This window comes from Blautia sp. MSJ-36 (assembly GCF_018917985.1).
Taxonomy (GTDB): Bacteria; Bacillota; Clostridia; order Lachnospirales; family Lachnospiraceae; genus Blautia_A.
The window spans coordinates 1-12,688 of sequence record NZ_JAHLPQ010000044.1 but is presented as its reverse complement, the minus strand read 5'-3'; the positions used below and the strand labels follow the sequence as shown (position 1 = coordinate 12,688).

The following is a 12,688-nucleotide window of genomic DNA, read 5'->3' as shown; positions in this document are numbered from 1 at the left end:
CTCCAAGTATAGTAATTGACCACTTCCTATCTACGAAGTGGAGTAAAAAACTATTTACTATCAATCATTATGAACTACAAAACGGCAAATGTATAGTTACCCAAGAATTAAGCGCTTACTATTGAAAATCATGTGGATGCTGTTGTGAGAGCAATAACTGCTTCCACAGCTGGTGAACATCCGATTCCTGAAGCCCTGGAAGGTTTGCTGAAACAGACTTATGAAAAAGCAGGATGGCACTATGGAATGATGGCATATGAGGATGAGAAAAAGCCGTTTCCGACATTTAAGGATGCCTATAATAATATTCCAGAGTATATCAAATCACATGCTCGTTATGGGGTAGAAGTAAAGCAGAATCTTGAAGGTGCTCTGACTCTGCGAACCGAGAACATGTATACCGGTGCACTTGGTGGAAGTTTTTCTAAACCATTTGGCATTACTGCGAAGGAACTTCTCGAAACTCCAACTGTTATAGAACTCGCAGATTTCTCTGATACAGGAACAGAGTTTTTGATGAATATTCTGCTCTTTAAGCTGCATTGCTATATTTCCCGCCTCCCGGAAAGCAATACTCTTAAACGAGTCATTGTTGTTGAAGAGGCACATAACGTGTTTAGAAAAACACTTTCAGAGGACAGTAGCCGGGCAAAAAGTAATGATTATTTTGAAAAGATGCTGGCAGAAATCAGTGCATCCGGAACTGGGATGATTCTTTGTGATCAAAGACCGGGTATTATGTCGGATGCTGTGATTGCAAATACTAGTGTTAAAGTGGTGCATGCGCTTACGGCGGTAAAGACAGATCTGGACTTAATGGCTTCTTCTCTGGGACTTAGTAGCACACAGGCTGAGCGTATCATGGATTTTGATAAGGGTATATGTTTGATTGGTATCCGTGGAATTCCTGGTGTGCAGCACGTGAAAGTTAAGTCGTTGGATAAAGGGGAAAATCTTAATCCGGCATGTCATATCTGCGCCGGGAGATTTCGCTGCAGAAAAGTATCAGTGTTAACAATGATTCAGTCGATGGACGAAGGTCGAGTCCGATACCATATTTCCAAGATTCAGGCAAATCCATATAATACTGCGGTATTGGCTCGAAATATTGATTGTATGTTACTGGACTTAAATGTTAGCGCTGCAGCTGTTACAAAATGCTGTTTACTTGGCGTTTTATTACAGAAATATGGGACTATATCGTATCAAGAGTCAAGAGTGATTTTGAAGTCTTATAATCATCATCTGAAAGGAGGAGCAAATAATGAGTGAGATTAGTGGCGGCGGTTCTAATGAAGGTACTAGTAGCGGCACTGAAATGGATAATTCTGCAGAAGTTGGTTCTTCGGTAGAAACTGGTGGTGCATCTGAAATGAATGGCGCTAATGAGGTAGTCACTTCGAGTGAAACCAATGGAGCTGTTGAAATTGGTTCAGCTAAGGAAACCGGTGGGAATGAGATTGCGATTAATCCCGAGCAGACCTCGCATGGGATGAATCAGATACTCGAGACTCCGACAACATTGGAACAGGCCCAGATATCAGTAGAACATTTCCACAACCAGTCGATTGCTCAAATCCTAGACATGAATGGGAAATACATCAGTGAGGCTGATCGTGGAAGAATCGAAGACGGTGTAAATAGCATTAAAGCGATAGAGCATAATCCAAACTCTGGACGTTCGGGAGCTTTTCGTACGATGAATGGGAAAAGCAGTATAGAAGTTTCTGCTTTGAGTAAGGACCAGATGGAACGAACTACTAAGCATGAGACAAATCATTTTGCCAGCAAGAACAGAGAAATAATCGTTCCTATGCCGGATAAAGGTGGCCATATGGTGTACCAGACTGTTGGAATGAGACACACAAGTTGGTTTCACAATAATACTACTGGCGAGAATTCCGGATTTGAGACTAAGGGTAGAGGTTTGAATGAAGGAATGACCACAATGTATACAAATGAGCAACTTTCTGCTCTGAGCAAAGAGAAAGGTGAAGCTGCAGAACGAGAGGGTGTTTATTCTCATGCAACAGAGGTTTGCAAACAACTTCAGGAAACCATGGGAAAAGACGCTTTGGGTGATGCATATTATGGTGGTAAAACTATGGCTTTACAGGAAAAGATGGACGCAATGGGTGGAAAAGGAACCTTTGAACAATTTCAGAGTAGCATGGATAAAACAATTTCCAAAGACTATGCAGAAAGGGTTCAGGGAATGAAAGAGGCCCAGGCAATCCTGGCAAAGCTTGATGAAATGAATAATGGAGGTAATGCAGCATGATTGAGTATATCTTAAATTATATGGAATCAAAGGGACAAATCATCGTCTCGGCGGCTGAACAGGCAGCAGTTGAAACCGGTATCGGTATTTACTTAGAAGAGAACGGAATTGATTCAGAAGAAAAAAGGGAATACTTTCGTAGATATGTAGATCGACATCTGGCTTTGGTCGCCCCAGCCGATTTAAAAAGTTATTTTGTCGAGTATCCCACAATCAGTAAGGTGAATCAAATTGCGATAGAGCAAGCTTGGGATGGAACTGTGCCTCAGGAGCGAGTGATCGAATTATATACGCTGATGGAAAAACTGAACGCTGCAGGTCTATATAATAAGTATATTCCGGCTGTAGAGGTTAAATCTATCTTGGGCAAGTATTCATGAGTGATGCTATGAGGAGGTGGTTTGTGTGTAATGGATGAAAGAATCAAATTAGAGTATCTGAATAGAATTAAAAACACCGATCAAGCGAACAAAACACAAGCTACACACTGTATTCGAGAAACGTTTGATCGGTATATGTCGATAAACCAACATCTTATGTCATCACAGTTTTGGAATAAGATGGAAGCAAAACAACATGTTTCTGACTGTCAGATGCTCTTAGAATTAATGGAATACCTGGACAGAAAAAGAAAACGGCAATTATCTCGGTTGGTGTGTGTGAGCATAGAATATTGTCTGACGAATCGCTGCAAAATATATGATTTTGATAAGTACCTGTTAAAAGTGATCCGGCGATTCATTAACATGGAAAGAGATACGAGTGTGATGTTCTGTATATTCTGCATGCTGGATTATTGTCACAACGATATCCAAGATACTTACTATCTTAATATTGTAAGGTCGGGGCTATCGGGTACACTGCTCGAGTATTATATAGATTTGCTTGGTACGGTTACGAACCAGAACAAAGAATCTGTTCTTGATGTGGTTCAAAATTTAAAGACCGCTGGTGCGCAGAGAGTTGATCTAGAAGAAGCAATAAAATTAGTATGTATATGTGAGTAATGACAGACACAGATTTTGTCAGATATAGAAGTTTTGATTCCCCCTTCATTTGGTCTAAATAGGAGTTGTTATCCTTAGATCAAGTGAAGAGGGAATTTTTCTATGAGGAGGAAATGTATGCGAGTAATCAGAAAAATGGGAATTCTACTATTGGTTTTATGGGTGTTGCTTGTTGTTGGAAATAACACGGCATCTATTAGTGAAACCATCTGGGAAATTATGAATGCATTTATGCCGATAGTAATTGTACTCATTGGCATTGGCTTGATGATTCGATCAATTTTTAAGTAAAGAGGAGGCCTTGAAATATGAAGATAAAGAACAAATCTCTGCAGGACATTAAAAAGGGCCAGGGAGTGGAACGTCATAGTGTCCTTGATAAGGGCGGCGTATGGATAAAGCCGACTATGGTTTTTGAAATGAAGAAAACATATAACCGCAAGCGCCAAAAGCAGGAATTAAGAAAGATGATGGAATATTAGAGCTGCTGAGAGAAAGGGGCAAGAAATACTGTAAAGAAGGAGTGGGGTACATGAAAGACAGAAGTACTATGGGACCAATTGAATATATTGCGGAAAGCGTATTTTGGGGCTTGATAAGCATGATTTGGTATAAAAATATTCTTTTCCGCTGTCTTCCAAATCTGACATATGCAACATCCAGGTATGTTCTTTGGAGTATGCTACTTACTTCGATAGTATTCTGTTCTGGATATTTCTTTAGAAAGAAAAGGACTGGCTGGAGTGTTTTAATATCATTAATATTTCCTTATGGTCTCTATACTATTGGAGCATATTGGAAAACGCTTCAGAGCAGAATCACAATCGTGTTTGTGATTTCGACAGTAATATCATTTCTGTTGGGAATTCTTGTGATGACACGCAGAATTAATCGTAGAAAAAGGTTAAAACGTGTTATTGTGAAAAGAATTCAAAGATGGGCTTCTATGACAGGAACCATTTTTACTATTGTGATGGCAGTGATTATGGTACCTCTTCTATTACAAGGTGCATTTGGGGTGACGCTTTTTAAGTCTAGTGTTGAAGCAAATATTGGAACAGGAGTTGAAGAACAGACTATATCCAATAATATTGATACGATTTTAAAATTACAGAAAGAAGAATGGAGCTCGCTTAATACGAACGAAAAACTCAATGTATTGCAGTGTGTGGCAAATATAGAGGCGCATTATCTGGGAATCCCTAATGAATTAAACGTAGGTGCTACTAATTTGCCGGAATATACGCTTGCCTGTTATTCAGATGCTTCTCACACAATCTATATCAATCTTGAACATCTGGAAAATGACCCCGTGGATGAGGTTTTGAACTCGTGTTGCCATGAGGCCTACCATAGTTATCAGCATAGATTAGTTGACGCTTATAATGAAGCTTCTGAAGACGTCCGGAAACTTCGTGTTTTTAGGAATACGGTTCATTATGTGGATGAGTTTGGTGCTTATGTGGATGGATATGAAGACTTCTGTTCATATTATTCGCAGCAGTGTGAGAAGGATGCTCGTATGTACGCAGAGGATGCAGTAGAGGATTATTATTCAAGAATCAATGAGTATTTAAAAGGTGATTCAGAACAAGATGATAGTCTGGTTTTCGGATCATATCTTAAACAGTATTCTGTGGATGCTACACCAGAAGGAGAATACTTACTGGATCCTGACGGCAACTGTATTGCTGGCCCATATCGTAAAGTATATGCTGGCGATTTGAAATGGTGTTGGGATGAAACATGTCGGTACGAGGATGATAATGGTATGCTAGGCTACCTAGCACCTGACGGGAGTGAAATGACATCTGCGTTGTTTGTTGAAGCATCGGAAATGTCTGATGGAAAGGCGCGGGTTAGAGAAGCCTCCGGAGGCGTGTACTATATCAATTCTTCCTTTGAAAGAATCTCTGATGATTATATGGATGGTTTTGAATATGAACATCAAGGCCTTTTTGCCAGAGTTCAGCTGGAGGATAAAACCTGGGGGATAATTGATAGGCATGGAGATATCGTGCTTGAAGGCGCAGATTCAATTCAACCATTGCCACTTGTTACAGTATATGGCAGCGCAATAATTAATGGCAAGGCTTGTTTGCTAGAGCTGCATTTTGGTACTGATGAGCAAATCAAAATCGTTAATGAGTTCGACGAGTTTTGTGAAATATCAGAGGTGTACTATGGATTGTTTGCAACCGTGACTAATAGTGAGGGTATGATCGGCGTTATTGATTGCACTGGAGATGTTGTCATTCCAGCTCAGTATAAGTCTATAGATTATGAAGTAATCTTTCATGAAGAGTCTGTGTGGATTGGAGATGATATTGTTTTTCATTGTTATGAAGAAAATGGATTGGAAAAAATCATTGAGAAAAAGTGGTAAGAAGGAAGAAATACAATGAAGAAAAAAATTGTTATTATTAGTGGGTTCTCAGGCGTTGGAAAAGGCAGTGTGATACATCGGCTTATGGAAATTGATGAGTTGGTTTTTAAGGATCAATCAAAAATTTGGCTTTCCGTGTCAGATACTACAAGAACAATGCGGAATAAGGATGATAACTATAACTTTGTCTCTATAACAGATTATCAAAAACGAGCAAATGAGGGCTATTATCTTGAATATAATTGTTATGATGAAAATGGTTACGGAACTCCAAGAGAGCCGGTTCTTGATGCCCTTGGCAAAGGAGAAACTGTCATTCTGGAAATTGACAGAAATGGTATGGAGCAGATCCTGCCAGATGAGTGCCTGATAGATGTGGATATTATTACTATATTTATTTGTGTCAACGCAAATACATTACAAGCCAGGCTGCTTCATAGAGGAGACAGCAAAGATGATATTTCGCGGCGAATGATCATTGCGTATAACGAACTGAGTCACTTAAGTAAGTATGATCATATATTTATCAATGATGACATTGATAAGACAGCGCTTCGCGTGTGGGCGTTGATCCAGGGACTCCCCGTATTGGATGATGCTTTTAGTGAAGACTTATTCTATCAAGGATAATAATTGTTTCCTTTTGAAGGCAATAGGAGGAATTGCAGCTATGAATATAAGACATAAAAAGTTTGTCGAAACTATAAGACTTAAAATTGATTTGGAGGAAGGGGCACCGAAATCCTTTTCAAATGAATCGGATGAGGACGTGGATACAGATTCTTTTGACCTACAGGCCGAATTGGAAAGAAAGTTTGATGAAATTTTTGGACCGCTTGATGACAACTAAAGCGATGCTTGACCCGGTAAGCTTTTAATGCTCCCGGGTTTTGTTATGTATAAACAGGATAGAGTGTAAATTCAGCCATCCCCCCTCCAGTTAAGTGAATGGAGCATGAGATACTCTTTTCACGGGAACGGTCGAGAATCTTCTTCTCAGCAAAAAGGATGAGAATCCCCCCTCCCCAATATAGAAATGGTCTATGAGATAATTAAAACATCGAAGGATACTTCGATGCAGAACTTTGAAAACTGCATAAATCACAATGCAAACTGCCTGGTTATCGGGGCGTATAGTTCGATAACAGCGACCATTGAGCGGCTGAAGACCTCTGGGGAATGTGACACCAATCGTTGCACGGTAATCAAAAATCAATTCAACATAGATACAAAGGAGAATTCAACTATGAAGAGAAATAACTATTCTAACGAGATTGCAAACGTTGTTAAGCAGTTCCTGGATGAAGATGATTGGCATTATTCTTTTGATGAGAATAAGGGCAATTTTCAGTTTGGACTCTGTATCGATAGCAAAATGAAGAATATTAGATATCTTGTTGACGTAGACGATGACAATGTAATCGTATACGGAATCGCGCCGGTCGGTGCAGATTTTGGCGACAAGCAGATGATGGCTGAGATGGCAGAGTATATTTGCAGAGCTAATTACGGGTTGCAGAATGGATCCTTTGAACTTGACTTCAGAGATGGCGAAATTCGTTTCAAGAGCTATGTGGATTGTGATGGCTGCATGCCTGGTAAGGATGTTATCAGAAACAGCGTACATTGTACCGCTATGATGTTTGAGAGATACTCGCCTGGCATGATTGATATCATCTTTGCTGGAAGCAATGCGAAGGAAGCAATTGAGAAATGCGAAAAATCTCCGGAAGAGGAGCTTCGCAGTATGCTTAGTGCATTAGGTGAGGAGTTGGGAGATGGTAGCATTGATGAAATGCTGGAACGAGTTGCTCAAAGACTTGGCATTACTGATGATGAAACGGAATGCCGGAGTGCAGAAGATGCGGATGTTCATCTGGATCTGTTTAGGAAGAAAGAAGGTGCTGAGTAATGAATAAATTCTTTGATAAAACAATGGCTGAGGGTATTGCAAGGCATGAGAGTTTTATGACATTGGTCAACCAGATCAATGAAGATCCAAGTGTCTTGGATACACTTCCATACGAAATGCTCGTGCAGGTGAACGCATATTATGATGAAGAATGCAGAAAGCTTGAAAATCATATAAGGGAACTTGAGGAGAAATTAACCTGCATGAAAGCCGAATTGAAGGAAGAAGGTGATGCTGCCTAACGATAATATATATCATCCAAGCTAAACAGCCATTGCTTTCTTTTCTCTTCCCCCTTAAGAGTTTGAGAATCCTGTTTGGTAAAGTTAAATCAAGGATCAATCAAAACATAAACTATATCAATATTTGAATCATGTCTGTGATCAACTCGATGAACAAAGCGTGTCAGCGCTTCGAGGTGTGTGGTAGGCTCAGTAAGTCTCTGCAAGGATACCTGTAGGGGGCAAACTGTCTTAGTTTAGTGATAAATTGAGAGGAGATGGAATCATCAACAGCAACACATATCGCAGAACTGTTTGCTTTAAATAGCACGACCCTTCTGGGTGCAGCAATAGACGCCCACTGTGTGGGAATAACCCTATGGGATATCGGCCTGGAAACCGATACGACGGAGGGAATCCAAATAATGCACTTTGCCTTGAAATGAAGGAATTCATGTATAACAGAAGCGGTTGGTAAGAGTAGCCGAATGGCATCATCGGAAGATGGATATTCTCTCTGAATGATCGGTGAATTTAAAGGTAATCAATCCTTTACAGGCTTGGGCATTTGCCAGGGCAAGAAGTTAAGGGTAGCTCCCTGAAGCTCAGACTTGTCTTCCTGTTGGCTGAATATTGAAGAAAAACAGAAGATGTACGGCGAAGGCCGGATCACAGACATGATTGAGGTATTGATGTCATGAGTAAAGGAGCTGAGGAGCTTGGACATGCTGAAACTGCCGGTATCAATAACAAATTGGATCTTATTATCTGATTATCTGAAAGAATCGTCAGAAGTGAGGATATTTATGAAGGTTATTAGAGAGTATTCTCTTCTCTTACCCTTATATAAACTCTATGAAATTTTTGCACTGGCAGAGAGGAGGCTGTCAGAAAACGAGTTTGAATTATTGATTGAAGAACTGTGGAAAAACATCTATGAACTGGAGGTGGATCATTGTTTAAAGAGAAATTATTTGATGCGGCATTAGCTAACAAGGCTGCAGAAATTCCGGTTGCTATTACTCCAAAACCAGGAATGCGACAAGCATTTGCAGAGATGTTAGAAATCTTAAAACACTGCAATGATGAGGTGATGTCGTGTATACCGGAAAGATTTGTCACAATACTGAAAAAACATATGGATCCAAATTGGGTTGTAAATCTTGATTTTTCCAAAGAATTGAAAGACATAGACATGCTGGTTGATACAAGAGTTCTTTTGCACTGGATTCACAGAGATTTTCTATGTTCAGAAACTGAACGGGAGCAGATTATTGAAAAGAAAACAATAGAGGCAGCTGCAAGCGGTGAAATATATCCAACCATCTCCTTGTATGAGGTAATGGATATGCTGGGGTGAGCAGGCGACATTTGCATAGAGAAAGGTGGAATTATAAATGGATAATGCTATTAAGCTTACGGACTCAAATGGACATGATGTGTACTTCGAGTTTCTTGACCTGATTGAGTTCGATAATGAAGAGTATGTTATTCTTCTTCCGATAGATGATACAGACGGTGAGGTAGTTATTCTGAAAATAGAGTCTATAGATGATCCAGAAATGGAAAGCTATTGCTCAGTAGAAGATGAATACATACTCAATCAGGTGTTTGGCATATTCAAAGAAAAATTCAAGGATGAATTTGCATTCCTGGAAGATTGAGAAAATCAATTTGAAATTGAAGTTATTGGCATTTCATGCTATACTAAAAAATAAGTTGAGACCGTTGAAAACCTTGAAAATTTGACGATGGACTACAGGTGTTTAAGTTTTCACTGAATTCGAAATCTTCTTTATAACAGAATGTATTCCCCCCTAGATTATCAAGAACATCATTGTAATAGAATTCATATTATCAACATTGGAAAAGGAGATGTGTCATATGATGAATACATTTGAGAGTTACCTGAAGGAGCCATATGTTCTTGATTTCAGCCAGATGCAGAGTTTGCATGGAGATTTGTTATCTGAAATTGATAATGACGCTGATGCCATTGAACTATACGATGAGCTCATTGATATTGCTACAAAATATGCGGCGATCCGTGCTAAATGGGGAATGTTGTCAAGGGAAGAGAAAATGGATATCGATTCTTTAAGAACGTCACATCATAATTCCGTGATCATTCACTTTAATATGTTGGCAAGATATCTGCGTATGCAGGGGAAAAAAGCTGCGTGGCGCGATGTGCTTGGAGATGATGAGGATAACAGATATTATCGAAAGACGATAGGTGATTTTGGTTGCTATATTGTTTTTGTGAATAGCATCTGCGCACGATAATTTCTATAGGAGGTGTAGGACATGGCAGTAAGACCGATATATGAAGTTAGAGAAAGTGCACCATTTTTTAACGTAATAAATGTTGAATTTGAATGGAATGGGGGATTTGCGAAGTCTCAGAAGCAGAAAAATATTAGAGCAATTCATGATAATTATCAATCTCAAAGGCCGGATAAAAAAGTATTGGAGATTTCGAGCAAGTCAATGCAGGAGGGCGGAGAATCATTAAGTGCATTTTTCCTTCCAAAGTATGTTCCGGAGCTTGGAAAAAGTGTCCCTGTGGAATGTGTTTTTCAAGCTGGAAAAACATTTCAGAATGGTGGACCATATAAAGATCTTCTATCCGTCATACCCAGAGAAGCAAAAAGAGATGATAGACTAAAAAATAGTGGAAGGCTGCTCTCGTTTATGTTTGACGGACAGGAATATCCGCTTATTCCCAAGACTATTTTTTATGATTACATTTATATGAATGCACTTCTCGAAAATCAAGAATTGGCTAAAATTGCTTTACAGTATGATGCATTTACGGATGTTGAATTTAATCCTGAAAAAAGCCTAAATTGTCAGGCAAAAGCGGCTGCGACGTTTGTTGCTTTATCTAGAATGGGATTAGTGGAACAGGTTAAAGAGTTCGGTTCTTTCCTGGCCTTATATAGATTAGAAGCATCAAAAATGCTGAAAAACTCTGAGAATACTTCGACGGAAGAAAAAATATCATACACATCTGTTAACATACAAACTGGAAATACTATCTGTCACAAAAAATATGGCAAGGGTGTGATTGAAAAGATAGAAGATACAGTTATTGTGGTTCGATTCCCTGAGGTTGGTGAAAAGAAGCTTGGATTAAAATGGTGTGTTCAGAATTGTAAGATTAATAAGAGACTGTGATTCTAGGCAGGAGTATCTATAAGTGCTTTCTAGGATGGGGACAAAGCTAACAGATATTCTTGAAAAGCTTAAGAGGAGATTTGGATGAAACGAGTTCTTGTAATGTCAGTATTTGACGCATTTGAATATGTCATGCAGCATTATTATCCTGCTGGCATGGAGGATATGGTTGAGAAGTCGGATACATATGCAGTGATTTCTATTCAGGATTCACACACAAACGGCTTTGGAATTACCTTTTCGGAGAATCGGTACTGCAAAGCTGTGCTTACATTGAAATTTGATGACATCATCCGTCCTGTAGAAGGGGCGCAGATTTTTACTGAGGAGATGGCGAAGCAAATCATTCGCTTTATTAGAAAGTATAAAGATGTTGAAACATTGCTGATTCATTGCTATGCAGGCCAGTCTCGTTCGAGGGCTGTAGGCGCATTTGCAGTCAAATATCTTGGTGGAGACAATTCTGTATACTTTAAGAAATATAATCCAAATGAATATGTGTATGAATTGCTTCTGCAGACATTGCCGGAGGTTCAAGAATATTCAGAAGAAGATATCGATGCTCTTTGTGTTTCATTATTTGAGCCGGATATGAGTGAAGAGGTGTTATCCGAAATTGTTTATACTGGCTCAGAGTATAAAGATGCCTGTCATGATATTGAGAAATACTGCCAGACTGTGCCAGCTAACGGATGCTGGTTGAGCTATCTGTGCGATATGGACGAGTTAAGCTATCTTCACGGTGAGATGCTTTCTCTTATGGAAGAAGAAGCAACCGATAGAAATAAAAAGAAGTTTGCTGTTTACGCTCGAGAAATTAATAGAATTGTGAATTGATTACGGAGAAGAGAATATGGAAGAATTAAGAGTGACTCGCCGCTTAAAGAGGCTGATTGAAACTGAATATAATGTAGAAAATGCTTCTGATTTGGCGTTGGCCTTAGCAAACAACGGGATTACTGAGATAACAGATGGTATTCGTGAAAGAATATATTATTTGCAGCAAAATTGTAGGAATGTTGCATTTGATAATTATTGGTTTGTTGCTTTAGTAGTCAATCATTCACTTGAAGAAATTATGGACCGTTACCTCCTTTATGAAAAATATACGGGTAATACTTTATGTGACGTTGATTGTCTTGCATTTTCTTGTGAAAAAGAGGCTGTTTATATATCTTTATTAACTGAATATGGCCTTGATCATGAACAGATAGTAAGTGCAATGAAGATGGTTGTTGAACTTGGATCGATTGCAAAATCCGAAGAAGATGCAAGACGTATTCTTAAGGATTTGAACATTTTCGGAATTGCTGATGACGTTAGGAATCAATTTATTAGTGATAATGCGGATCTTTTGTTTAACGATTATGCAAGAGAGGCGAATCAGGTGTTTGAATGTCTTTGCCAGAAATATGGTAAAGATGGTGGATTTGCCTGTTTAAAAGAGCACCCGGAGTATATTCGTCTTGGCGTGGAGAAAATGTCAATGAAAGACCAGGTAATGGCTTATCTATATGATGACGAAGCGATCTTCTTTGGCCTTAGGGATGGTAATTATGAAAAGCCTGATGGAACGGAGCTATTAATATGAAAGAGCAAATCCCCCAGCTATGCTGGGGCGAATAGTGTAGTAGTGACGATGTAGAATGTATAATAAAGCCTCCTATGCTACAATAGTAAAGGTGTCTCAAGCCAATACTG

The 12,688-nt window shown here is 39.2% G+C and carries 18 protein-coding genes; all 18 read left to right on the top strand.

The window, feature by feature from the left end; translation table 11 throughout:
* Positions 1 to 144 precede the first annotated feature (144 nt).
* Complete coding sequence (locus KQI39_RS16620; RefSeq protein ID WP_216419695.1) at positions 145 to 1,272, top strand: hypothetical protein; 1,128 nt, start codon at positions 145 to 147, stop codon at positions 1,270 to 1,272.
* Entirely contained in the window at positions 1,265 to 2,281 is a 1,017-nt protein-coding gene (locus tag KQI39_RS16615; protein ID WP_216419694.1) for a hypothetical protein, read from the top strand. Before KQI39_RS16620 ends, KQI39_RS16615 begins: the two co-directional genes overlap by 8 nt.
* A complete protein-coding gene (locus tag KQI39_RS16610) occupies positions 2,278 to 2,661 on the top strand; it encodes a hypothetical protein (protein WP_216419693.1) in 384 nt (127 codons plus the stop codon). The genes KQI39_RS16615 and KQI39_RS16610 overlap by 4 nt, the downstream gene beginning before the upstream one ends.
* 30 nt (positions 2,662 to 2,691) lie before the next feature.
* Complete coding sequence (locus tag KQI39_RS16605; protein WP_216419692.1) at positions 2,692 to 3,288, top strand: hypothetical protein; 597 nt, start codon at positions 2,692 to 2,694, stop codon at positions 3,286 to 3,288.
* Between the two features lie 117 nt (positions 3,289 to 3,405).
* Positions 3,406 to 3,579, top strand: coding sequence for a hypothetical protein (locus KQI39_RS16600; protein ID WP_216419691.1), 174 nt, complete (start codon positions 3,406 to 3,408; stop codon positions 3,577 to 3,579).
* Between the two features lie 17 nt (positions 3,580 to 3,596).
* Positions 3,597 to 3,770, top strand: a complete 174-nt coding sequence (locus KQI39_RS16595; RefSeq protein ID WP_216419690.1) for a hypothetical protein — start codon at positions 3,597 to 3,599, stop codon at positions 3,768 to 3,770.
* Between the two features lie 50 nt (positions 3,771 to 3,820).
* Complete coding sequence (locus tag KQI39_RS16590) at positions 3,821 to 5,674, top strand: WG repeat-containing protein (RefSeq protein WP_216419689.1); 1,854 nt, start codon at positions 3,821 to 3,823, stop codon at positions 5,672 to 5,674.
* A gap of 15 nt (positions 5,675 to 5,689) precedes the next feature.
* Positions 5,690 to 6,304: a guanylate kinase gene (locus tag KQI39_RS16585; protein ID WP_216419688.1), complete on the top strand. Its 615-nt coding sequence runs from the start codon at positions 5,690 to 5,692 to the stop codon at positions 6,302 to 6,304.
* Positions 6,305 to 6,344: 40 nt separating this feature from the next.
* Positions 6,345 to 6,524: a hypothetical protein gene (locus KQI39_RS16580; protein ID WP_216419687.1), complete on the top strand. Its 180-nt coding sequence runs from the start codon at positions 6,345 to 6,347 to the stop codon at positions 6,522 to 6,524.
* A 396-nt stretch (positions 6,525 to 6,920) separates the two neighbouring features.
* Positions 6,921 to 7,586: a hypothetical protein gene (locus KQI39_RS16575; protein ID WP_216419686.1), complete on the top strand. Its 666-nt coding sequence runs from the start codon at positions 6,921 to 6,923 to the stop codon at positions 7,584 to 7,586.
* Positions 7,586 to 7,828, top strand: coding sequence for a hypothetical protein (locus KQI39_RS16570; protein WP_216419685.1), 243 nt, complete (start codon positions 7,586 to 7,588; stop codon positions 7,826 to 7,828). Before KQI39_RS16575 ends, KQI39_RS16570 begins: the two co-directional genes overlap by 1 nt.
* Positions 7,829 to 8,532: 704 nt before the next feature.
* Positions 8,533 to 8,796: a hypothetical protein gene (locus KQI39_RS16565; protein ID WP_216419684.1), complete on the top strand. Its 264-nt coding sequence runs from the start codon at positions 8,533 to 8,535 to the stop codon at positions 8,794 to 8,796.
* Positions 8,763 to 9,167, top strand: coding sequence for a hypothetical protein (locus KQI39_RS16560; protein ID WP_216419683.1), 405 nt, complete (start codon positions 8,763 to 8,765; stop codon positions 9,165 to 9,167). Before KQI39_RS16565 ends, KQI39_RS16560 begins: the two co-directional genes overlap by 34 nt.
* Before the next feature lie 37 nt (positions 9,168 to 9,204).
* Positions 9,205 to 9,471: a DUF1292 domain-containing protein gene (locus KQI39_RS16555; RefSeq protein ID WP_216419682.1), complete on the top strand. Its 267-nt coding sequence runs from the start codon at positions 9,205 to 9,207 to the stop codon at positions 9,469 to 9,471.
* 220 nt (positions 9,472 to 9,691) lie between these two features.
* The gene (locus KQI39_RS16550; RefSeq protein ID WP_216419681.1) at positions 9,692 to 10,093 is read left to right on the top strand and encodes a hypothetical protein; all 402 of its coding nucleotides are present in this window, start codon (positions 9,692 to 9,694) and stop codon (positions 10,091 to 10,093) included.
* A 21-nt stretch (positions 10,094 to 10,114) separates the two neighbouring features.
* Positions 10,115 to 10,987, top strand: coding sequence for a DarT1-associated NADAR antitoxin family protein (locus KQI39_RS16545; RefSeq protein ID WP_216419679.1), 873 nt, complete (start codon positions 10,115 to 10,117; stop codon positions 10,985 to 10,987).
* An 84-nt stretch (positions 10,988 to 11,071) separates the two neighbouring features.
* Positions 11,072 to 11,824 carry a hypothetical protein gene (locus KQI39_RS16540; RefSeq protein ID WP_216419677.1) on the top strand — a complete coding sequence of 251 codons (753 nt, stop codon included), beginning with the start codon at positions 11,072 to 11,074 and terminating at the stop codon, positions 11,822 to 11,824.
* 16 nt (positions 11,825 to 11,840) lie between these two features.
* A complete protein-coding gene (locus KQI39_RS16535; RefSeq protein ID WP_216419675.1) occupies positions 11,841 to 12,578 on the top strand; it encodes a hypothetical protein in 738 nt (245 codons plus the stop codon).
* Positions 12,579 to 12,688 lie beyond the last annotated feature (110 nt).